We start from the raw sequence: 22,464 nt of genomic DNA, 5'->3' as shown, positions 1-22,464 counted from the left end.
AAACCATCTCCGCGGTCCTGCTGGCAGGAACTACGGTCGGGCACCTGTTGGGGTGCTGCCGCCCGCCAGCCGCAGCCGGCCCACCCGCTCACTGAGGATCCGCTGGGCTTCCCCGGGCAGTCCCACGTCGGAAATGAGTTCGTCGGCGTCCTCCAGGGCGGCGATGGTGCTGATGCCCAGGGTCCCCCATTTGGTGTGGTCGGCGAGCACCACGACCCGGCGGGCGGCGGCGACGAAGGCGCGGTCCGTCTCGGCCTCCAGCACGTTCGGGGTGGTGAACCCTGCGTCGGCATCCACGCCGTGGACGCCCAGGAACAGCACGTCCAGGTGCAGCTGCTTCAGCGAGGACGTGGCGAGCGGCCCCACCAGGGCATCGGAGGGCGTGCGCTCGCCGCCGGTGAGGATCACGGTGGAGGGGGAGGAGCTCTGGTGGAACACGTCGGCGACGCGCACCGAATTGGTGACCACGGTGATCCGGGGGCCGGCGGAGAGCAGCTGCGCCAGCGCCCAGGTGGTGGTGCCCGCACTGAGCCCCACGGCCATGCCCTCGCGGACCTGGGCCGCTGCCTCATGCGCGATCGCCATCTTCTCGTCCTGCAGCTGGGTGACCTTCAGCTCGAAGCCGGGCTCGTGGGTGCCGACGCCGCCGGGGAGCTTGGCCCCGCCATGGATCTTCTCCACGGCGCCCGCGGCATCCAGCGCCTCGATGTCCCGCCGGACCGTCATGAGCGAAACACCCAGCAGCTTCGCGAGGTCCGTGACGCGGACGATGCGTTCACGCTGGACCTCCGCGATGATGGCCGAATGGCGGGCTGCGGCTAGCATTCTGCGTCCTTCGTGGGTGCTGACAGGGAAATAGGGAGCGGACGACGGCGACCGGGCTGGCTTCCTCCGTCCATCCTAACTTCCGCGTACCACCAAACACACACAATTCCTGCTTTATTTTGTTCTCTATTGTTTGAAAATGTTTTATCGTGTAAAACTGAAACCATGACGCGAACCACGATGACCCGGCTGGCCGACGGCCGCGAGATTCTCTACTTTGACGACGCCGGCACAGCCGAACGCCCCGCGGAATCCCTCGTGGACCACCGGGACCTGCCGCCCCGCCCCGAGCCCGGCCAGCTGCGCTTCGATGCGCTCAGCCGCGAATGGGTCGCCGTCGCCGCGCACCGGCAGTCGCGGACCCACCTCCCGCCGGCGGACCAGTGCCCGATCTGCCCGACGACGCCGGCCAACGGGACGGAAATCCCGGCACCGGACTACGACGTCGCCGTCTTCGAAAACCGCTTTCCCTCGCTCGGTCCCGCCACGCACGACGTTCCCGCGGCGCCCGGCTGGGGGACCACCGGCCCCGCCGTCGGCCGTTGCGAAGTGGTGGCCTTCACCCCGCAGCACACCGGATCCTTCGCCGAACTGGGCTGGCGGCGCACCCGAACGGTGATCGACGCCTGGGCACACCGGACGGGGGCCCTCAGCGCCTTGCCCGGCATCCGGCAAGTCTTCCCGTTCGAAAACCGGGGTGCCGACATCGGCGTCACCCTGCACCACCCGCACGGGCAGATCTACGCCTACCCCTACATCACGCCCCGCGCCGCGGTCCTGGCCGCCGCGGCCGGCGAATACGCCGACGCCTCGGACGGCTCGTCGACGCTGACGTCCTCGCTGCTCCGGGCCGAACGCGGCGACGGCAGCCGGATGGTGCTCGAGGGCGAACACTTCAGCGCCTACGTCCCCTTCGCAGCCCGCTGGCCGCTGGAAGTCCACCTCGTCCCGCACCGCGAGATCCCGGACCTCGCCGCCCTGAACGGGGCGGAACGGGACGAACTGGCGGTGCTCTACCCGGAACTCCTGAAGCGCTTCGACGCCCTGTATCCGACGCCGACCCCCTACATCGCGGCCTGGCACCAGGCCCCGCTGGAGCCGGCCATGCGCCGGGCAGGCCACCTGCACCTGCAGCTGACCTCCCCCCGCCGCGCCGCCGACAAGCTCAAGTACCTGGCCGGCTCCGAAGCCGCCATGGGCGCCTTCATCAACGACACCACCCCCGAATCCGTCGCCGCCCGGCTGCGCGAGGTGGCCACTGGGGCGGCCCGCGAAGCCGCCTCCGCACCCGCCGGCGCCGGAACCCGCACCGCCAAGACCCCGGAAGGCGCCCCCGCATGAACACGACCACACGCACCGACGCCGGGACCGGCGGCCTGCCGGCCAGCCTGACCAGCCGTTTCGAAGCGACCTTCGGCGCGGCACCGGACGGCATCTGGGCCGCCCCCGGCCGGGTCAACCTGATCGGCGAACACACCGACTACAACGAAGGCTTCGTCCTGCCGTTCGCGATCGACAAGCGGGCGACGACGGCGGTCCGGCTCCGGGGCGACTCCACCGTCCGGCTGCTCTCCACCGTCGGGGACCAGGGGCTCGTCGAAGCCGACGCCGCTGACCTGGCTCCGGGCACCGTCACCGGCTGGGCCAAGTACCCCCTCGGTGTGGTCTGGGCCCTGCAGCAGCACGGCATCGAGGTTTCCGGCTTTGACCTCCTCCTCGACTCCGACGTCCCGCCCGGCGCAGGGCTGTCCTCCTCTCACGCGATCGAGTGCGCCGTCGTCACAGCATTGAACGACCTCACCGGCGCCGGACTGACCGCCGAGGAGATGGTCACACTGACCCAGCATGCCGAAAACGCCTTTGTCGGCGCACCCACCGGCATCATGGACCAGTCCGCGTCACTGCGCGGCGCGAGCGGCCGGGCCGTTTTCCTCGACTGCCGCGACCAGTCCGTGGAACTCGTGCCGTTCCAGGCACAGGAGGACGGCCTCGTGCTGCTGGTGATCGACACCAAGGTCTCCCACTCGCACGCAGACGGCGGCTACGCCTCCCGCCGCGCGTCCTGCGAGCTCGGCGCCGAGGTCCTGGGCGTGAAGGCCCTGCGGGATGTCGGCGTCACGGACCTCGAGGAGGCCAGCGGGCTGCTCGATCCGGTGACCTTCCGGCGCGTCCGGCACATCGTCACCGAAAACGACCGCGTGCTGCAGACCGTGGACACCCTCCGGTCCCAGGGCCCGGCCCGGATCGGGCCCCTGCTCGACGCCAGCCATGCCTCCATGCGGGACGACTTCGAGATATCCTGCCCCGAACTGGACCTCGCCGTGGACACAGCCCGCAGCCACGGCGCCATCGGCGCGCGGATGACCGGCGGCGGTTTCGGCGGCTCGGCAATCGCCCTCACCCCTGTGCAGCACGAGCAGCAGGTCCGCGACGCCGTCGTCCGCGCCTTCGCCGGCGCCGGCTTCACCGCGCCGGAGATCTTTACCGTCACCCCGGCCGCCGGAGCCGAGCGCGTCCGATGAGAATCCTGGTTACCGGCGGCACCGGCTACATCGGCTCGCACACCGTCCTCTCACTCCAGCAAGCCGGCCACGAGGTGGTGGTCATCGACAATCTGGTTAACTCCAGTGCGGAATCACTGCGCCGGGTGGCCGAACTCAGCGGCACCCCCGCCTTCTTCCACCGTGCGGACCTCGTGGACGAGCCCGCCGTCGACGCCGTCTTCGCCGGGCACACGATCGACGCCGTCATCCACTTCGCCGGACTCAAGGCCGTCGGCGAATCCGTCCGGGAACCCCTGCGGTACTACCACAACAACCTCGTCGGCACCCTGAACCTGCTCCGGGTCATGGACCGCCATGGAGTCCGCTCGATCGTCTTCAGCTCCTCCGCCACCGTCTACGGCGAGCACAACCCGGTCCCGTACCTCGAGAAGATGGAAATCGGGGCCAACAACCCCTATGGCCGCACCAAGGAACAGGTCGAGGACATCCTCGCGGACCTTGGCGCCGCCGACGGCCGCTGGCAGATCGCGCTGCTGCGCTACTTCAACCCGGTGGGCGCCCACCCGTCGGGCCGGATCGGCGAGGACCCGCAGGGCATCCCCAACAACCTCGTGCCGTTCATCGCCCAGGTGGCGGTGGGCCGGCGCGAGAAGCTCATGGTGTTCGGTGGCGACTACGACACCCCGGACGGGACCTGCCAGCGGGACTACATCCACGTCGTCGACCTCGCCGCCGGCCACGTCGCCGCGCTGGACCGCATCACGGGCCGCCCCGGGGTCTACCGCTGGAACCTGGGCTCCGGGAAAGGCTCCTCGGTACTGGAGGTGCTGCGCGCCTTCGAAAAGGCCGCCGGCAAAAGAATCGCCTACGAGATCACCGGACGCCGCTCCGGGGACCTGCCCGCGTTCTGGGCGGATGCGTCCTCGGCCCTGGCCGACCTCAGCTGGTCCACCACCAGGACGGTGGACCAGATGTGCGAGGACCACTGGCGCTGGCAGAAGAGCAACCCGCAGGGCTACTGAACTCCGGCCCCCGGGCAGCCGCAGGACTGCCGGATCCGCAGCTCGGTGGGGAAGATGCGGTGCTCCGCAGGCTCGCCGCGGCGTGCCCCGAGGAGCGCACTGACGGCCGCTTCCGCCATCACCCGGACCGGCTGCTCCACGGTCGTGAGGGCGGGCCAGCTGTATTCGGCTTCGGCCGAGCCGTCGAAGGACGTCAGAGCGATGTCGCCCGGCGCGGTGAGGCCGGCTTCATGGATGGCGCGCAGGATGCCGATCGCCTGCATGTCCGAGCTGGCAAAGATGGCCGCAGGCCGGTTCGCCGAGGCGAGCAGCCTTTGGCCGGCCGCATACCCCCCGTCCCGGCTGAAGGTGCCACGGACAACGGGGCCCTCCGGCAGCCCTGCCGCGGCAAGTGCCTGCAGCCAGCCCTCTTCCCGGAGGTCGTAATCCTGGGCAACGTTGGTGCCCATGGCGAGGGCGATGTTGGTGTGCCCGTGTCCGATCAGGTGTTCCACTGCCATCCGTGCTCCGGCTGCCAGGTCCACGCCCACGCTGTTGAAGCCGGGGGCCTTGCCGCCGTGGTTCAGGAGCACCGCAGGAATTTCACCCGATTCAAGTGCCTCGAGGTCCGGTTCAAACAGCACGCTGGCGAGAACCACGCCGTCCACCTGGCGGGAGGCGAGGTTGCGGATGTTCCGGCGTTCCTTGGCCAGGTTTCCGTCCGAGTTGGTCAGCAGCAGGGCGTAGCCGCGGGCGGCGGCGGCGTCCTCGACGGCATGGGCCAGCAGCGAGAAGAACGGGTTGGTGTTGTCCGGGATGACCAGGCCGATCGTCTCGCTGGAGCCCAGCTTCAACGCCCGCGCCGCAGCGTTCGGCCGGTAGCCCAGGATGCGGATGGCATCCTGGACCTTCGCCTCCGTCGCCGGGGCCACCTTCTTCGGCCCGCCGTTGACGACATAACTGACGACGGCGGTACTCACGCCCGCGTAGCGCGCGACGTCCTTGCGGGTCACCGGGCCGCGGGGTGTGTGCACTGCCGAAGTCGTCATGGAGTCCATGCTAGCTAGCCGCGGGGCGGCGCATCGCCGAAATCGCGGATCGACAGGCGTTCACCGTTGCGCTGGGCCGAGGCGTGCGCCACGATGCCGGGCAGCGTGAAGCGTGCCGCCACCCAGGCGTTGACCGGCGGGAGGGACCCGCTGTTGACCGCGGTCACGAAATCGTCCACGAGGAACTGGTGGCTCCCCTCGTGCCCGTTCGGCGCACCCCGGAATTCCTCCGGGAGCCGGCTGCTGTCGTGCACCGTCGCCAGTCCGGAGATGAAGGCATCCCGGAGTTCGGGGGCGACGTCCGCCAGGGACGGATCGTCCAGCGGAATGCTGGGCCGGGTTTCCAGCCGGGCCGAGACGTCGTGGACCGCTTTCTTGTCCTGCCACACGCTGACGGTGGCGAGCTGTTCGAAGCTGGCCTCGGTGCCGAAGAAACGGAATCGGGATTCGCGGATGTGCGAGGGGTAGCCCACACGACGCATCTCGTTGGTGCGCATCACCCCGCCGTCGTTCAGTTCGAAAAGGGCCATGGCGTTGGAGAAATCGTTGCCGAACATGCTGACATCCTTGTCGAAAACGCCGTCCGGCCGGTCATCCTTGACCCCGACGCAGCTGACGCTCACGGCGTGGGCCGGAACGGCGCCCAGGACGCCGCCGATGGCATGGGTGGGGTAGAGCATGGGCGGGTAACTTGCTGTTTCCTTCCAGCGCTCGCCGCCGCTGTACTGGTAGGCCTCGTAAAAGCCGAGGTCCATGTCGTGGACGTAGTCACCTTCGGCGTAGAAGATCCGGCCGAACCTGCCCGCCGCGTGCTGGTCCCGCGCGTAGACCGTCGCCGGGTTGTAGTAGCTGGTCTCACCCATGGCGTACACCAGCCCGGTCTCGCGGACCGTCTCGATGATGCGGGCAATCTCCTCTTCGGTGACGGCCATCGGGACCGCCGAATAGACGTGCTTGCCGGCCCGCAGGGCCTGCAGCACGAGCGGACCGTGGGTCCAGCGCTGCGTGAAGATGGCGACGGCGTCGACGTCGGACGCCAGCAGGTCCTCGAAGCTGGCCATGGTGCCGTCCAGTGCCCAGTGCCCGCGGGCAGCTTCGGCACGCTCCGGACGTTCGTCGACGGCGAATACCTGGCTGACGCCGGGGTGGAGCTTGAAGAGGTGGGCGAAGTGGCCGCCGAACTGGCCGACACCGACGACCCCGATGGAAAACGTCATTGTTGCCTGTCCCGATCTGCCCGGAGAGCCGGGCGCTGTGCCCGCGCGGGCATCCGGCAACAGCGTCCCACGGAAAATCTACTCGAGTCAATGGTTACTGGCTGGTACAAGAAAAACACTGTGTTTCCCTGAACAATCTCTTGCCACGCCGAATCTACTCGTGTAGATTCTGTTCCAGCTGTTACCCACATCACACCCACCAGGAAGAGTCAACGATGACTACCATCACCAAACTTCCGGATCCCGTGGCTGGCGGATCCAAGCACCCCCAGCGCGGGAAAACTCCCCGGCCCGGCCGGGGACGCCGCCTCGGCGACCTGCGCATCGCGCTGCTGTTCATCCTTCCGGCCATGGTCGGCTTCGTCGCTTTCTTCCTGATCCCCACGATCCGCGGCATCTACCTCAGCTTCACCGAGTACAGCGTCCTGGGGGATCCCACGTGGATCGGCACCAAGAACTACACCGCAATCTTCGCGGACGAGCTGTTCTGGAACGCCATGGCCGTCACCCTCCAGTACGTCGGCCTGAACATCGGCTTCCAGACCGTCATCGCCCTCGGGCTGGCGCTCCTGATGCACCGGGTGGCCAAATCCACACTGATCCGGGGCGCGCTGCTGCTGCCGTTCCTCGTCGCCAACGTGATCGTGGCGCTGCTGTGGTTCTGGATGCTCGACTACCAGATCGGCATCGTCAACGAGATCATCAACTGGTTCGGCCTGCCCCGCATCGCCTTCTTCGGCAGCGAGCAGTGGGCCATCCCCACCATCGCCGGCGTCAACGTCTGGCGGCACATGGGCTACACGGCCCTCCTGATCTTCGCCGGCCTGCAGTCCATCCCCAGCCATGTCTACGAGGTCGCGTCCCTCGACGGCGCATCCCAAACCAGGACCTTCTGGAGCATCACCATGCCGCTCCTGCGCCCCGTGCTCGTGCTGGTCCTGGTGGTCACCGTGATCGGGTCCTTCCAGGTCTTCGACACCGTGGCCGTCACCACCGGCGGCGGCCCCATCAACGCCTCCCGCGTCATCCAGATGTACATCTACCAGAAGGCCTTCGGTGAATCCGACTTCGGCTACGCCTCGGCCCTGTCCGTCATTCTCTTCGTCATTCTCGCCCTCGTGGCCTTCATCCAGATGAAGTTCCTCAAGGGCAACGAATCGGATCTGGACTAAGGAAAACCAGCCATGACAACCTCCGCACTCTCCCGCAAGACACCCGGCAGCAAATCTGGCAGTAAGCCAGGCGGCAAGCCCGGCAGCAAGGCCGCCCGGCAGGGCGCCTACAAGAAGCCCTTCAACTGGCGCCGCGCCGGGGCCTGGACCCTCGTCATCGTCGCCATCATCGTCACGGTGGCCCCGTTCCTCTGGATGCTCCGCACCGCGCTCTCCAGCAACGCCTCGCTCGCCTCCAACGCCAGCAACCTGCTGCCGGCGGACTTCAGCCTCGGCGCCTTCAAGCGGGTCCTCGGGCTGCAGACCCCCGAGGAGGCCATCGCCGAGGGCGGCTCCGGCGCAGCCATCAACTTCTGGCTGTACCTGCGCAACTCCATCATCTTCGCCTCCGTCACCACCGCCGGGCAGGTGTTCTTCAGCGCCATGGCCGCCTACGCCTTCTCCCGGCTCCGCTGGCCCGGCCGGAACATGGTCTTCGGCCTGTTCCTGGCCACCATGATGGTCCCGCCGATCTTCACCGCCCTGCCCAACTTCCTGATGATCAAGAACCTGGGCCTGCTCAACACCTTCGCCGGACTGGCCCTGCCCTTCCTGTTCATGACGCCCTTCGCCATCTTCTTCCTGCGCCAGTTCTTCCTCTCCATGTCCCGCGAAGTCGAGGAAGCCGCCATGCTCGACGGCGCCAAGCACCTGCGGATCTTCTTCCAGATCGTGCTGCCCAACGCCGCCGCCCCGCTGGCCACCCTGGCCCTGCTGACCTTCATCGGCCAGTGGAACGAATACTTCTGGCCGCTGCTGGTGGGCCAGGACGAAAGCGTCCGCGTCCTCACCGTGGGACTGGGCGTCTTCAAATCACAGTCCCCGCAGGGAGCCCCCGACTGGTCCGGCCTGATGGCCGCGACCCTGATCGCCGCCCTGCCCGTCCTCCTGCTCTTCATCGCCTTCGGCAAGCGCGTGGTCAACTCCATCGGCTTCTCCGGCATCAAATAGCCGCCCCACCAACGCACCCGCACCCCGCACCACCACCCCGAACAACCACCCTGCACAGCCCTGAAAGGTTCACCATGAAGAAGACCCTCGGCGCCGTCGCCGCCGCCGCAGCCATCGCCCTCTCCCTGTCCGCCTGCGGCGGTTCCGCCCCGGCATCCTCCGAAGCCAAGGGGGAAATCAACTACTGGCTCTGGGACGCCAACCAGCTCCCCGCCTACCAGCAGTGCGCCGACGATTTCACCAAGGCCAACCCGGACATCAAGGTCAAAATCACCCAGCGCGGCTGGGACGACTACTGGACCACCCTGACCAACGGCTTCGTCGCCGGCACCGCCCCGGACGTCTTCACCAACCACCTCTCCAAGTACCCCGAGTACGCGGCGAAGAAGCAGCTGCTCTCCCTGGACGACGCCGTCGCAAAGGACGGCATCAAACTCGACAGCTACACCAAGGGCCTGCCGGAGCTCTGGGTCGGCCAGGACGGGAAGCGCTACGGGCTGCCCAAGGACTGGGACACCGTAGGCCTCTTCTACAACAAGGCCATGACCGACTCCGCCGGCCTCACCGCCGGGCAGATGGCGAACCTGGACTGGAACCCGAAGGACGGCGGCAGCTACGAGTTGGCAATCGCCCACCTGACCGTGGACAAGAACGGCAAGCGCGGCGACGAAGCCGGCTTCGACAAGAACAACGTCGCGGTCTACGGCCTCGGCCTGGCCGGCGGCGGCTCCGGCCAGGGGCAGACCGAGTGGAGCTTCCTGACCGCGACCACCGGCTGGACCGCCACAGACAAGAACCCGTGGGGCACCAAGTTCAACTATGACGATCCGCGCTTCCAGGAGTCCATCGCCTGGTGGGCCGGCCTGATCGACAAGGGCTACATGCCCAAGCTGGAAACCACTGTCGGCGCCAGCCTCGCGGACAACTTCGGCGCCGGCAAGGCTGCCATCAACACCACGGGTGACTGGCTGATCGGCCAGTACCAGAGCTACAAGGGCGTGGAAACGGCGTTTGCCCCCACCCCGAAGGGCCCCGAAGGCAAGCGCGCCAGCATGTTCAACGGCCTGGCTGACTCCATCTGGGCGGGCACCAAGAACCCGGCCGCCTCGGTCAAGTGGGTCGAATACCTCGGCTCCACCGCCTGCCAGGACGTTGTAGCCTCCAAGGCCGTGGTCTTCCCCGCGATCACGACTTCCGCCGACAAGGCCGCCGAAGCCTTCAAGGCCAAGGGCACCGATGTTTCCGCCTTCACCACCCACGTCAAGGACAGCACCACGTTCCTCTTCCCGATCGCGGACAAGGCCGCCAAGGTGGACGGCATCATGAAGCCGGCCATGGACGCCGTCCTCGCGGGCAAGAAGCCGGCCAGCTCCCTCACCGAAGCCAACAGCCAGGTCAACGCCCTCTTCAAGTAGGGCCCACCCGCCCCGGATGCCGCCGCTACCTCCTCGCGGCGGCGGCATCCGGCACCACCCCCCTTTGATTCCTGCACTGCGTACCGCACTTCCCACCGTCCTGGACGCGCCCCGAACCACCGAAAGAGACCTGCCATGGATCCCCTGTACCTCCGCTCCGCCAGCACCAGCCTGGTGATCAGCTTCGACAGCGGAGAGGCCGAGGTCATCCACTGGGGCGCCGATCTGGGCCCCTCCCTTCCGGACCTGGCCATCCTCGCCGCACCCGTTCCGCACTCCGCCGCCGATGCCGCCGTCCCCGCCGGGCTCCTGCCGCAGGCCTCCTCCAGCTGGCGCGGCCGCCCCGGCCTGCGCGGACACCGGATCGCCGACGGCGTTCCCGGCCACGACTTCTCCGTCCGGCTCCGCGTGGCGGAGGTGGCAGCGGACGGCGCCGGCGCCGTCGTCATCATCCAGGCGGACGCCGACGCGGGGATCCGCGTCTCGTCCGTCCTCACACTCCACGACGGCGGCCTGCTGGAACTGCGCCACACCGTCACCAACACCGGCACCACGGCCTACCAGCTCGACGAACTGGCGACAGTGCTCCCGGTGGCCCCCGACGCCGTCGAACTCCTGGACCTGACCGGGCGCTGGTGCCGCGAACGCCACCCGCAGCGCCGGGCCATCGCGCAGGGCACCTGGGTACGGACCGGACGGCACGGCCGCACCGGCCACGACTCCTCGCTGCTCTTCGCCGCGGGAACCGCCGGCTTCGGCAACCGCCACGGCAAAGTCTGGGCCACCCACCTGGCCTGGAGCGGCAACCACGAACAGTTCGCCGACAGCGCCGCGGACGGGCGGACGATGATCGGCGGCTCCGAACTGCTGGGCCCGGCCGAGGTCGTCCTCGCCCCCGGCGGCAGCTACACAACACCCGCGCTGTTCGCCGCCTACTCGGACCGCGGCCTCGACGGCATCAGCGAATCCTTCTACGCCTGGTTCCGGAACCGGCCGCACCACGTGCTGCCCGCCGCGGGCGCACGACCCGGCCTGCCGCGGACTGGACAGCGCGGCGCCGGCAAGCCGCGCCCGGTGGTGCTGAACACCTGGGAGGCCGTGTACTTCGACCACAACCTCGACACCCTGATCCTGCTCGCTGATTCCGCCGCCGAGCTGGGCGTCGAACGGTTCGTGCTCGACGACGGCTGGTTCCGCGGCCGCCGCGACGACCACGCCGGCCTCGGCGACTGGTACGTGGACGAGTCGCTGTGGCCCTCCGGACTCACGCCGCTGATCGACGCCGTGACCTCCCGCGGCATGGAGTTCGGGCTCTGGGTGGAGCCGGAGATGGTCAATCTGGACTCCGACGTCGTCCGGGCGCATCCGGAGTGGATTGTCGGCCCCTCGGTACAGAGTTACAAGGACGGCGGGCGGCTGCCGCTGGAGTGGCGCCACCAGCACGTCATTGACCTCGTCAACCCGGGGGCCTGGCAGTACATCTATGACCGCGTGGATGCGCTGCTGCGCGAAAACAACATCAGCTACCTCAAATGGGACCAGAACCGTGACCTGCTGGAGCACGGCCACGCCGGCCGTGCCTCGGTGCACGAACAGACCCTCGCCGCCTACCGGCTCTTTGACGCCCTGCGGGCCGCGCACCCCGGCGTCGAGATCGAAAGCTGCTCCTCTGGCGGAGCCCGCGTGGACCTCGGCATCCTGGAGCGGACGGACCGGATCTGGGCCTCGGACTGCAACGACGCCCTGGAACGGCAGACCATCCAGCGCTGGACCGGGCTGGTGGTCCCGCCCGAGCTCGTGGGCGGACACGTCGGCCCCACCACCTCGCACACCACAGCCCGCACCCACGACCTGTCCTTCCGCGCCATCACCGCCCTGTTCGGGCACTTCGGGATGGAATGGGACGTGCGGCAGGTCCAGGGCGCGGAGCGCGAGGAGCTCAAGCGGTTCATCGGGATCTACAAGGAGCACCGCGGCCTGATCCACTCCGGCCGGATGGTCCGCGCCGACGTCGCGGATGACTCGCTGATGCTGCACGGCGTGGTGGCTGGTTCGGCTGGCGCCGCGGCCGGCGGGCAAGCAGGCGGCCCAGTCCTGCAGGCCGTGCCAGGCTCGACGGCGGCGCTGTTCGCCCTGGTCAGCACCCGCACCTCAGCCGCGGAGCAGCCCGGCCGGATCGCCATCCCGGGTCTTGCGGCCGATGCGGACTACCGGGTGGAGGCGGTCTTCCCCGATCCGGGCGATGCCGACTACGCCCGCACCTTCACCCAGGTCCAGCCGCCGGCGTGGCTGGCATCCGGGGCCACGGCGAACGGCCGTTTCCTGGCCGAAGTGGGCCTGCCCATGCCGGTCCTGAACCCCGAACACGCCCTGCTGCTGAAGGTCACCACGGTCTAGCCACTGGTCCCCGCGCATCGGTTCCTCCACAACGGCCCTCTTGAGTCTCAAGAACGGCAGTTGTGGAGCAACCGATGCGTGTGGCTCACAGAGCTGCCTGGCTCGTTTCTCGCAGCGCTAATTGGAATGCCCATCCTACGCAGCTCGTGAGCGGACCGGCCGACGGTCGAGACCATCCCGGGTTCGGTCCCGTGGCAAGCTGGGGCGATGGTTAGTGCGGCGTTGGATCAGACCATGGCAGGCGACGGCGTATGCCGGAATCGCCTACTGCCACGCCCGTACATAGTCCACCCTCACGCTGCCCCGCTCGCCGAAAGTCACCGGGTCCACCGAAACGCCCACATTCAGGATTAGATAATGGGGGCTGTTGCCGTCATTCGTGGCATAGGAGTGAACGAGCCGTCCGTCATAGTAGATGTCGTTGGCTCCGGCCTTCCGGTGCAAACCGTACGTGTGGTAGGCCCCGGCCCAGCAGCCGGAGGCCTTCCGGTTTTTCGAACCCTCCGCCGAGTGGTAAACGCTCCACATATCACCGGCAAGGGCCTCCGCTATGTCGATTTCTCCGGTATGGGGAAACCGCTGCCCCGCTGTCCACCACGCCGTCCAGTTGTGGATCGTGCCGCTGCAGGTTCCCGGGAAGTAGATCCGCGCTTCGACGAAGCCGCTAATGAACTCGAAGCCCACATGGCCGGGTACGCCGTCCTTGGGATTGGTGGAAAGAAGTGCGCCGGACTCGGCATCGGTGAGCCTAAGAACTGCTTCGCCGTTGGCAACCTTGACGTTGCTCGAACAGGTCTTGACGTTGTTCATCACAGATTTGGGGTTGCAGTCATTGAACCAGTAAGGAGTCCAGGATGCTGTGTTGAGGGTCTCGAACTCATCGTCGAAGATCAGATTCCATGAGCCGCGGACGCCGAGCGGAACCCGCCGCGTTGTGTCCAGGACCGGCGTTGCAGACAGCAAATCAACTCCAGCGGGATTGCCGGAAGATGCTCCGGCGAAAATGCCTGCCCCGGTGTTAGGTGGAGGCACTTCCGTCGGGATGCCAGCCCCGCTATCGGATGAAGGCGGCGCCACCGGCATGTCAGTTCCCGGGGCGCTGGTGAGCGCTGGATCGACTGCGGCAGATTCTGATGCTGTGGTTCCCGAGCCAGAAGCTGGCGGCGGAATGGGGAATGCAGTCTGAACTGCACTCCCTGACAGCCCGGTCAGGATGAGAAGGCAGCACAGCCAGCGTATGGTGCGGCCCTTCACGGAAAAACGCCGCGTCGGGTCAGGGCAGGGACGCAATGCTGCGGATGCTTTGATTCCCTGTCGGCCGGTGCCCGCCCGGTGGCACCGGGCGCTGCGAGGGCTGGTTGCACGTTGGTCCTTCCACTTAGGACCCGGCAGGCAGCCTGATCCTCTTCTTTCGGCTCAGGCTATAGGCGGGGCTGCGGCAGGTCAGGAGTACCGGCTACTCAACTCTTGGCTGCCTACTCTCGGTTGGATTCTCGGTTTGGCCTCTCGGACTACTTGTTTCGCGTCAGCTACTGAGGTTAGGCAACGTTCCGAGCCCATCGGCTGATGTCTCGGTGGGATTGTCTTCGACCACTTCCCCAAGCACCGAGGGCAACAAATGCCGGGGCAGTCCCGGCCGGTGACAACGCAAGGGTAGCCAGGCTGTTCTCCTCAGTGGCGTTGCGTGCAACACCCCGCCGGCTCTCCTCAGTGCCGTTGCGTGCAACACCCCGCCGGCGGCAGATCCTGCACCCCGCGCCACGAAGCACCAAACTGCTAGGCTCCAGCTATCGGCACCCGTCCGGCGCCGATAGCTGGTGCAACAGCGGGGTTGCGAGTGAGGGAGACGCCATGACGGTTGCCGAAATCCAGGTGGACCAGCGGGTGATCGGGATTGACTCCCGGCGTTTCGCGTCCGTGGAGAAGGCGCTGGTGGAGCTGATCACCAACAGCGACGACAGCTACGCCCGGCTGGAGAAGACCGGGTTCCCGGTGACCGGCCGCGTCCAGGTCGGCTACGAACGGCACCACACCGGCGCCGTGCTCATGGTCACCGACCAGGCGGAGGGCATGTCCTTCGAAGAGGCAGCCCGCATCCTCACCTACGGCGGCGCGCACAGCCCCCTCTCCCGCGGCGAGGGCAACGGCCGCGGGTACTTCGGCCGCGGCCTCAAGCAGGCCATCTTCGGCCTGGGCCACGGCTGGATCGAGACCCTCAAGGACGCCCGGTTCACCCGCATCGACGTCTTCCGCGGCGAGAACGGCGGCTACCTCTACGATGACGGCGAGGAGGACCGCCGGGCGTTTCCCGAGGACTACGCCCGGCTCGGCATTCCCTTTGACGTCACCGGGAGCGGCACCCGGGTGACAATCGTCGTCGACAATCCCCACGTGACCATCACCCAGCACGCCACCCTACTGCAGTCCCTCTCGGACAACGTCTACCTGCGGGAGGTGCTGGACCGCCGGACGGTGGAGCTGGGGCAGGGCCGGCCGGGCAGCGGACCACAGGAAGCCGGGCCCAACGGCAGCGAACCTGTCCGCTTCGAGGAACCCCCGGCCATCCTCCTCCTCGGTCCGGAGCAACCGGGCAGCTTCAGCCACGAGGGGCAGGAATATCCGTTCACGCTCACACTGAAGCGGGCAAAGGATGTGGAGCTGACGCTCAAGGGCGACGAACGCACCAACGGCCTGGTGGTCCTGTCCGGGATGGCGGCGCTCGACTGCACACTGTTCGAGTACGAGAACCAGGTGGGAACGGAGTATCTCTTCGGCTCCGTCCGCTGCGCAGCGCTGACCGAGATGCTGGGCCGCGGCAAGGCGGTCATCAGCGACGAGCGGGAGGGCCTGAACTTCAAGGATCCGCTTGTGGCAGCGTTCTCCCGCGCCGTCAGCGCCATGATCGGAGGCGCCGTGGCGGCTGAGAAGGAGAAACTCACGCATCTGGAACGGGCCACCACCTCCGGCCGCACCGCCGAGATGATCGAGCGGCTGCTGCATCACATGAGCGAGGCGGCCGTCGTGGGTCTGGGCATCGAGTCATCCCCGGAAGCCGCCGGCCCCACCCCGGCCGAGGAGGAGCCGCCGGCCGCGCTGCGCTTCACGACCCCGTTCTACTACCGGAAACCCGGGCACCCGTTCCACGTTGCCCTGCTGCTCGATGCAGGCCTGCTGCCCGACGGCGCACAGCTCACCTTTGAGCTCGGACTGCCGGCGACGATGCGGATTGAGCCGGCGCCAGTGGCCATTCCGGTCTCAGCCCTGCAGGGCATCCAGCGGATCGAGTGGGCCGTCACGGGGGAGCTGCCGGGGGAGCGGGGCGAAATCACCGTCCGGGCAGGCGCCTACTGGGCGTGGTGTGAAATCGTGGTGGCCGAGCACGCCTCCCACCGCAGCGAAAGCCAGCCCCCGCACGCTGCTGTGATCCGGGCCGCCGGCCACCCCGCTGAGCACCCGCTGGCACACCGGGTGCCCCGGGACCACGGCGTGGATTTGTTCGTCGGCTACGAGTTCCGGAACCTGCACAACAGCGCCGACCGGGCCGTCTACAGCGCCGCGGAGCGCAAAGTCATCATCAACACCGGCGCCCCCACCGTGCGGCTTTACGTTGACGGCCGCGGGCGCTTCCGGGATTCCGCGCGGCTGCTGCTCGCCGAGCTCTTCATGGACGTGATCTCCGATGAACTCGCCCGGCGCCGCATTGAACAGCATGGGCACGCCGGAGACCTCGACGCCTTCCACAGCGCCAAGCGGGACATCATCCGCCGGTACGGCAGCGACATCCACCTGTCCTTCCTGGGCTGATGCACGATCCCGCATTGCCGCGCGCGCTGCCCCCTTGTCTGCGTTGCCTCGGTAGCGCTGCCTCCTCGTCTGCGTTGGTTCGGTAGCGCTGCCTCGGCGTTAGCGCTGCAGCGGCAGGTACAAGACCGTGAAGATTCCCAGTCCGGCGAGGACCACAACGCTGCCGGCGATGGCCGCCGTCCCGCGGACATTCGCGGCCATGGCCGCTCCGCCGATGCCGCTGGCGTGGTGGTGGTAGCGGCGTCGCTGCGTGAGGGCGATGCCCAGGGCGACCACCAGCGATGCCGCCACCAGGGTGCCGGCAAACCAGCCGTAGTGGGGCACCCAGCGCAGGAAGATGCAGGCCGCCGTGATCAGGGTAAAGGAGGTCCGCCGCCAGGCGAGGTCCGTACGCTCGGGCTGGAGCCCCGGGTCCTGGTGCACCGGCGCGGGCCTGGGTTTCGCCACGGCTAGGCCTGACGCCCGATGACGAAGACGATCAGCACGGCGGCAACGAGCGCTCCGCCGATGGCCAGGATCGGAGCGAGCAGCGGCGCGGGGAGCGGCTCCTGCCGCCGCATGGCCCGTTCCACGTTGAGCCAGCGGAAGAACGAGCCGCCGCCGGTGACCAACCCGAGCAGGAGCAACAGCACGGCGACGGTCTTGCGGAGTTCCGGGCCGAACAGTTCCGAGGTGAAAGCCTCCACGGCGATGCCGCCGGCCACCATCGCCAGCGAGGTCCGGATCCAGGCGAGGAACGTGCGCTCGTTGGCAAGCGTGAACCGGGGATCAGGGTCGGTTCCGCCTCCCAGCGCCCGGTTCAGGATTCCGCGGCGGCTCCGGTCCGGGGCCGAAACGGCACCGGGAGCCTTCGACCCGGACCCTGCCCCGGCGCCGTTGCCGTTCGTATCCGCAGCCCCGCCGCTCGCAGCCGCAGAAATGCCGTCCGGTGCCTCACCGACGTTGTGGGACGTGCCGTGTTCCTTTTCGTGTGCAGTCATAGTGCTTACAGGATGTCACTCCACCGGGGGATTCCACACCAGGCTCCCACCGCACCAGGATTCTCAGTTGTAGTCCTCAGTTGTTGACGGCCGCATACAGGTTCAGGCTCGCCGAGAACACCAGCCAGGAAATGTAGGGCAGCATGAGCAGGCCGGCGGTTCTGCTGATCGGCCCGAAGTGCAGAACGGTGGCTGTCGCTGTCACGGCGTGGGCTCCGATAACGAGCAGCGCCAGCCACAGGGCGGCGGCCCCCAGCAGCGGGTACAGGCCGAAGAACGTCACCGGCCACGCCAGGCTCAAGGCGAGCAGGGCGCCGTAGGCCCTGAGCGGATCCCGGCGGGGGGCGTCCCGCCGCCGCCACACGAGCCACGCCGCCACCGCCATGGCCGCGTAGAGCAGCAGCCAAACGGAGGCAAAGACCCAGGCCGGGGGAGTCCACGGCGCCTTGTCCGCCTGGGCGTACCAGCCGCTGCTGTTCGCCCGGATCGGCAGGGAACCCAGCACCGACACAGCCCAGGAGACTGCCAGAAAGCCGATCAGGCCCGCGACCTGCCGCCGCCACGGGCGGTCGGCCGCAACTACGGGAGGCGGGACTATGGTTTCAACGATCGCAGGCACTGACTCACTGTGGTCAATTAGGGACGTGCCCGTCAAACCGCGGGGGCGCGCCTCCCGCCGCCGCCGTCTGACGCTGCGCAAAACAGCTGGCGCTTCGAAGAATACCTGTCGCTAGCGGAATTCCGCAGCGCACGGTATTGCCCGCAGCGACAGCGTAAATGCGCAGCGAAACTTGTTCCGGCAGCCCGCTCATCCGGACCCGCCCGGCCCGCCGGTCGCCCGCCGGAACGTCTCGCGCCCGCGGACCCGCCCGGCCCCTGGGAACAGCCTGCGCCCGCGGACCAGGCCAGCCCCTCGGAACACAGCTCAGGCCCCCGGCACCTGCAGCACATCGACGGCAGCCAGCAGATAGGGCACCGGATCCGGGTCCGCGCCCGCAGCCCACTGCATCCACGCCTCAAAAGTCGCGGCCAGGTAGGCCGCCGACAGGAATCCTGCGGTTCCTTCGGGAACCCCGAGCTCGGCAAGGTATCGCCGCGTCCGCTCGCGCTGGGGTGCCAGCAAATCGTAGCTCCGGCTGGCCAGCTCGGAATGTTCGGCAATCAGGCGCAGCCGCCCGCGCGAGACGGAGAGGTCGGGGATCACCGATACGCCGGCGACGGCGGCGGCCCGCAGTCCGGCCATCAGGCCGCCGTCGCTTTCGCGGCCCGCCCGGGCAGCTTCGAGGGCCCGCCCGGAGGCCTCGATCACCGGTTCCATGCCGCCCCAGACGAGATCGGCCTTGCTGGAGAAATACCGGTACAGGCTCTTGCGCCCAATCCCCGCCTCCACGGCGATGTCCGCCATGGAGGTCTGTTCGTAGCCGTTCTCGGCGAAGAGCCGCAGGGCAAGGCTGGCGATGGCGTCCGGATCGATGGTCGCGGGACGTCCGGCCGAACGCGTGCCAGCGGGCCTGGGGTCTTGCGGGAACATCCCACCAGTATTCACCCTTTCATAATGACACAGCGTGTCATAAGGTGGCAGATGTCAGCATTTGGAAACTTTCGGAAGGACATCATGGGCACCGAAGCTTCATGGCAGGAATCCATCACCGCGGGCCGCTTCGCGGGCAAGACGGTCATTGTCACGGGTGCCGGTTCAGGCATTGGCCTGGCCACGGCCCTGCGTGTTGCCAGGGAGGGCGGCAAGGTGATCGCCGCCGACGTGAGTTCGGAGCGGCTGGTCGCCCTGGCCGGCGGGAACACCGGCCTGAACCTGGTGACGGTGGCCGGTGACATCTCCGATGAAGACACCGTCGCCGCCGTTGTCGCCGCCGCGGGTGGCCGTGTCGACGCGCTCGCGAACGTCGCGGGCATCATGGACCACTTCGCACCGATCCACGAGGTCGACGACGCCACTTGGGAGCGGGTCTTCCGGATCAACGTCACTGCCCTCATGCGCCTGACCCGCGCCGTCGTGCCGCTGATGCTTGAGGCCGGTTCCGGTTCGGTGGTCAACGTCGCGTCCGAGGCAGGGCTCCGGGGCTCCGCCGCCGGCGCCGCGTACACCGCGTCCAAGCACGCCGTCGTCGGCCTGACCAAGAACTCCTCGGTGATGTATGGGCCCAAAGGCCTGCGCTTCAACGCCGTGGCTCCCGGCGCCACCATCACCAACATCGAGGCCACCTGGGGTTCCCAGCTGGCGGCTGAGCGCCTCGGACCGCTGATGGGTGCGAATATCCCGGCCCCCGCCACTGCGGCGCAACTGGCCGCCTCGATCACCTTCCTCCTCAGCGATGACGGCACCAACATCAACGGCGCGATCCTCGCCTCCGACGGCGGCTGGTCCGCGGTCTGACAGCCGCCCGGCACCGTCCTTTGCGCAACCTGGGCTCCGGGCCGAACTGCACCCGGCAGCCGGGGCTTAGGCCGGCTTCAGTGCCGTCCGCCAAACCGAGACGGCCTTTGCGGTGAAGGTCCAGGTGGCCGTGCCGCTGGCCCCCGCCGTCGCCTGCAGCCGGTCGGCCTGTTCGGCGATCTGTGCATCCGGGGCTTCCCAGCGTTCGATCCAGCCGCTGGGGGGTGTGGCCGCCGGTGAGGAGCTGTCGAAGCCGACGCCGCCGATCAGCATCGCGTTGTTGCTCGCCGTCGTGATGCTGGGGGCGGTGATGCTGGTGGCCGTGTACGTCGTGTTCGTGGCGGTGGCGACCCCGCTGTCCAGAGGCGTGGTGTTGTTGACGCCCCGGTACGCGGTGACTCCGCCGCCCCACTTCACCGCGGTGCTCAGCGTCCAGCTATAGCTTGCCGGGTCAGCGGACCCCACCACCTTGTAGTACGCGAATACGCGCGCTCCGGTGCTGATGGAGAGGTTATTGACGATGGCTGTCCAGCCCGCCGGGACGGCGGACGTGGTCGGATTCTGGTCCGCCGTGAAGGATGCGACCAGGACATCGCCGGCAGCGGTGCCGGACGGCTTGGGCAGCGTGACGGTCGTGGTGGCCGTTGTGCTACTTGCGGTGGTTGAGGCGCCGGCGGTGATCCCCGACGAGGGCGGCGGTGTGGTGCCCGTGGTTACCGTGATGGTCTTGCTGGCCGACGTCGAGCCCCCGGCGTTGGTGGCAGTCAGGGTCGCGGTATAGGTGCCTGCGGTGGAGTAGCTGTGCGAGGGACTCTGCGTGGTGGAGGTCCCGCCGTCCCCGAAGGCCCAGGCCCAGGAGGTTGGCGAACCCGTGGACGTGTCAGTGAAGGCCACGTTCAAGGGCGCAGTCCCCGAGGTGGGAGATGCGGTGAACGAGGCTACCGGTGCTGCCGGCGGCGGGAGTGTTCCCCCGCCCAGGGTGCGGTAGGAGAACCAGTAGCGCTTGGTCGCGTTGTTGCTGGCCAGCACCACGAGGCCGGTGGTGCTGTTCACACTCTGCTTGGTGGTGGTCACATCGTTCATGTTGTCGGACGAGCCGTCCTGGATGACCGGTGTGCCGCGGCCGCTCGCGAACACCGGGTTGTCCATGGAGGCCGTTTTTTCATAGATGGCGCCGGGAATGCCGGAGTAGGCGCAGCCGCTGACGCCGGTGCCGGGGGCCGTGTGGAAGGCGTGAACCATGTTGTTCTGGGTATCCAGGACGATCTGCGGGCGGGACACGCAGTCCCCGATCGTGGCGATGGTTGACTGGGAGAACGCGCCGGTTCCGGGCTTGAAGACCACCAGCAGCAACTGCGCCAGGCTCTGGTTGGTCGAAGTGTCGTTGAGGCCGGTCTTGATCGCAGCGAAGACCCTGCCGGAGCTGTCGGACTGCAGGGACTTGAGGTTCAGGTGGTCGTCGGCGAGCTTGTTGCCCTTGACTGCGTCCTGGACTTTCCACGAGGACGTCGCGGTGGGGCTGGTCCCATCGGTGCGCGTCGCCCAGCGGACGGAGCCCGTGAGCTGGTCGCTCCACATGACCCCGATCTTGTTGCTGCCATAGGCCACGACCGCCGAAATGTCATCCGGAGCAGGGTTCGGGTTGGAGACAGGGATCACGAACGGGGAGCTCCAGCTGGTCCCGCCCGGCGCGGAGCCGTTGACGTAAACAGTGCTGGTGAAGCCGCTGGTCGAATTGCCGGCGACCTGGGTCCAGGTGGCCCAGATTGCCCCGGTGCTGTCCTGGTCGATGGTCATCGACTCGCTGCTGTTGTTCGTGATGGTGGTGGGGAAGCCGCTGTCCAGGGTGAACGTCCCGCCGGAGTAGCTGTAGCGGTACAGGTTGGCCGGCTGGCCCGGGACCGACGCCTTCGGCGATGTATCGGTGGACACGGTGACCACGTGGGAGGCGATGTAGAGATGGGTGCCGTCCCAGAGCGTGTCCGCCAGGGTGCTGGCGCGGGTGTCGTTCGTGACGCCGGTGCTGACCCAGGTCTTCGTGGGGACGTCCAGCCGGTAGATCTGCCAGCCAGTGCCCGTGGTCCACATGTCCGCCCACCACGATCCGCCGTTGAACCAGAGCTTGCTCTGCGGCTTGTCCGATGTTGGCGGGTTGCTCACCCCGGTGTAGCTGACGCTGGGATAACCGTAGTCACTGGCCGCCGACGCGCTGCCTGAAATTCCCAGCAGCCCCCCGGCCGCAACTAATGCCATAACGACTATCTGGCTAAGCCAGCGGGCTATTCTTTTCATCTTGATCGCCGATTCGTTCATGAGTTCCATCGCCGTTTCCATGGTGAGTTATGCAGATGACTCCCGAATGGGTGATGCTAGCCACTCGCTTCAGAAGTGAAAAGGGTATTCCTCTTTCTTGGAGTTTTTCTTCGTTCTCTCCTGGCGGAGAAAGAACTTTCATGGAATACGCGATATGCCCCATGGGTGCAACCCGCTCCCAGGATCCCGTTTCCCCCCGACCCCGCAGCCGCCGTGGAACTGCGTTTTGGCTGCGGCATACGCCGGCACCAGACCTTGCCATCCCGCCGGCGTACGGTTTCAGTATCGGGAGAAAAGCGCTGAAACTCAACGAAATACAGCCCAATTGCCGCTGACCGAGTACACCGCTAGCCAATGACTCGTGATTCCCCGAGTAGGCCGCCCCGAAGACCCAAGTAGAGG

The 22,464-nt window shown here is 67.7% G+C and carries 18 protein-coding genes; 9 read left to right on the top strand and 9 right to left on the bottom strand.

Annotation, left to right across the window (positions count from 1 at the left end):
* Positions 1-30: 30 nt before the first annotated feature.
* Positions 31-825 carry a DeoR/GlpR family DNA-binding transcription regulator gene (locus tag QCD75_RS03500; protein ID WP_301225786.1) on the bottom strand — a complete coding sequence of 265 codons (795 nt, stop codon included), beginning with the start codon at positions 823-825 and terminating at the stop codon, positions 31-33.
* 165 nt (positions 826-990) lie between these two features.
* Here QCD75_RS03500 and galT point away from each other — a divergent pair, with 165 nt between their 5' ends.
* From galT to galE, 3 genes are read left to right on the top strand one after another with little or no spacing between them, the layout of a single operon-like run.
* A complete protein-coding gene (gene galT / locus QCD75_RS03495; protein ID WP_301225784.1) occupies positions 991-2,166 on the top strand; it encodes a galactose-1-phosphate uridylyltransferase in 1,176 nt (391 codons plus the stop codon).
* A complete protein-coding gene (galK, locus tag QCD75_RS03490; RefSeq protein WP_301225782.1) occupies positions 2,163-3,347 on the top strand; it encodes a galactokinase in 1,185 nt (394 codons plus the stop codon). The genes galT and galK overlap by 4 nt, the downstream gene beginning before the upstream one ends.
* Positions 3,344-4,351: a UDP-glucose 4-epimerase GalE gene (gene galE / locus QCD75_RS03485; protein WP_301225780.1), complete on the top strand. Its 1,008-nt coding sequence runs from the start codon at positions 3,344-3,346 to the stop codon at positions 4,349-4,351. Before galK ends, galE begins: the two co-directional genes overlap by 4 nt.
* Here the strand turns inward: galE and QCD75_RS03480 are convergent.
* Both QCD75_RS03480 and QCD75_RS03475 read right to left on the bottom strand, forming a co-directional pair.
* Positions 4,345-5,388 carry a LacI family DNA-binding transcriptional regulator gene (locus QCD75_RS03480; RefSeq protein ID WP_441005435.1) on the bottom strand — a complete coding sequence of 348 codons (1,044 nt, stop codon included), beginning with the start codon at positions 5,386-5,388 and terminating at the stop codon, positions 4,345-4,347. The genes galE and QCD75_RS03480 overlap by 7 nt on opposite strands.
* Before the next feature lie 5 nt (positions 5,389-5,393).
* Positions 5,394-6,596, bottom strand: coding sequence for a Gfo/Idh/MocA family protein (locus QCD75_RS03475; protein ID WP_301225776.1), 1,203 nt, complete (start codon positions 6,594-6,596; stop codon positions 5,394-5,396).
* A gap of 215 nt (positions 6,597-6,811) precedes the next feature.
* Between QCD75_RS03475 and QCD75_RS03470 the strand changes: the two genes are divergently transcribed.
* The 4 genes from QCD75_RS03470 (at position 6,812) to QCD75_RS03455 (ending at position 12,570) form a co-directional block, all read left to right on the top strand.
* Positions 6,812-7,768 carry a carbohydrate ABC transporter permease gene (locus QCD75_RS03470; protein ID WP_301225774.1) on the top strand — a complete coding sequence of 319 codons (957 nt, stop codon included), beginning with the start codon at positions 6,812-6,814 and terminating at the stop codon, positions 7,766-7,768.
* A 12-nt stretch (positions 7,769-7,780) separates the two neighbouring features.
* Positions 7,781-8,758, top strand: a complete 978-nt coding sequence (locus tag QCD75_RS03465; protein ID WP_301225772.1) for a carbohydrate ABC transporter permease — start codon at positions 7,781-7,783, stop codon at positions 8,756-8,758.
* A gap of 74 nt (positions 8,759-8,832) precedes the next feature.
* Positions 8,833-10,173: an ABC transporter substrate-binding protein gene (locus QCD75_RS03460; RefSeq protein WP_301225770.1), complete on the top strand. Its 1,341-nt coding sequence runs from the start codon at positions 8,833-8,835 to the stop codon at positions 10,171-10,173.
* A gap of 135 nt (positions 10,174-10,308) precedes the next feature.
* Positions 10,309-12,570, top strand: coding sequence for an alpha-galactosidase (locus tag QCD75_RS03455; protein ID WP_301225768.1), 2,262 nt, complete (start codon positions 10,309-10,311; stop codon positions 12,568-12,570).
* Positions 12,571-12,834: 264 nt separating this feature from the next.
* On the opposite strand, the gene QCD75_RS03450 is transcribed toward QCD75_RS03455, so the two are convergent.
* A complete protein-coding gene (locus tag QCD75_RS03450) occupies positions 12,835-13,533 on the bottom strand; it encodes a glycoside hydrolase family 16 protein (RefSeq protein ID WP_301225766.1) in 699 nt (232 codons plus the stop codon).
* A gap of 888 nt (positions 13,534-14,421) precedes the next feature.
* Here QCD75_RS03450 and QCD75_RS03445 point away from each other — a divergent pair.
* The gene (locus tag QCD75_RS03445) at positions 14,422-16,374 is read left to right on the top strand and encodes an ATP-binding protein (RefSeq protein WP_301225764.1); all 1,953 of its coding nucleotides are present in this window, start codon (positions 14,422-14,424) and stop codon (positions 16,372-16,374) included.
* A gap of 99 nt (positions 16,375-16,473) precedes the next feature.
* Here QCD75_RS03445 and QCD75_RS03440 read toward each other — a convergent pair whose 3' ends face one another.
* The 4 genes from QCD75_RS03440 to QCD75_RS03425 all read right to left on the bottom strand — a co-directional run bounded on the left by QCD75_RS03440 (position 16,474) and on the right by QCD75_RS03425 (position 18,885).
* Positions 16,474-16,821 (bottom strand): DUF202 domain-containing protein, encoded by a 348-nt coding sequence (locus QCD75_RS03440; RefSeq protein ID WP_301225762.1) that lies wholly within the window; start codon positions 16,819-16,821, stop codon positions 16,474-16,476.
* 2 nt (positions 16,822-16,823) lie between these two features.
* Positions 16,824-17,180, bottom strand: coding sequence for a YidH family protein (locus QCD75_RS03435; RefSeq protein ID WP_301225959.1), 357 nt, complete (start codon positions 17,178-17,180; stop codon positions 16,824-16,826).
* Between the two features lie 250 nt (positions 17,181-17,430).
* Positions 17,431-17,973, bottom strand: a complete 543-nt coding sequence (locus tag QCD75_RS03430) for a TspO/MBR family protein (RefSeq protein ID WP_367400624.1) — start codon at positions 17,971-17,973, stop codon at positions 17,431-17,433.
* A 306-nt stretch (positions 17,974-18,279) separates the two neighbouring features.
* On the bottom strand, positions 18,280-18,885 hold the full coding sequence (locus tag QCD75_RS03425) for a TetR family transcriptional regulator (protein WP_301225760.1): 606 nt from the start codon (positions 18,883-18,885) through the stop codon (positions 18,280-18,282).
* 84 nt (positions 18,886-18,969) lie between these two features.
* Between QCD75_RS03425 and QCD75_RS03420 the strand changes: the two genes are divergently transcribed.
* Entirely contained in the window at positions 18,970-19,749 is a 780-nt protein-coding gene (locus tag QCD75_RS03420) for an SDR family NAD(P)-dependent oxidoreductase (protein ID WP_301225955.1), read from the top strand.
* A gap of 66 nt (positions 19,750-19,815) precedes the next feature.
* Here the strand turns inward: QCD75_RS03420 and QCD75_RS03415 are convergent, their stop codons facing one another.
* Positions 19,816-22,071 carry a PKD domain-containing protein gene (locus tag QCD75_RS03415; protein WP_301225758.1) on the bottom strand — a complete coding sequence of 752 codons (2,256 nt, stop codon included), beginning with the start codon at positions 22,069-22,071 and terminating at the stop codon, positions 19,816-19,818.
* Positions 22,072-22,464: the final 393 nt, after the last annotated feature.

The sequence above is a fragment of the Arthrobacter sp. PsM3 genome (assembly GCF_030433895.1).
Lineage (GTDB): Bacteria > Actinomycetota > Actinomycetes > Actinomycetales > Micrococcaceae > Arthrobacter.
Note: the sequence above shows the minus strand (reverse complement) of the source record. Positions and strands in the feature narration are given on the sequence as shown.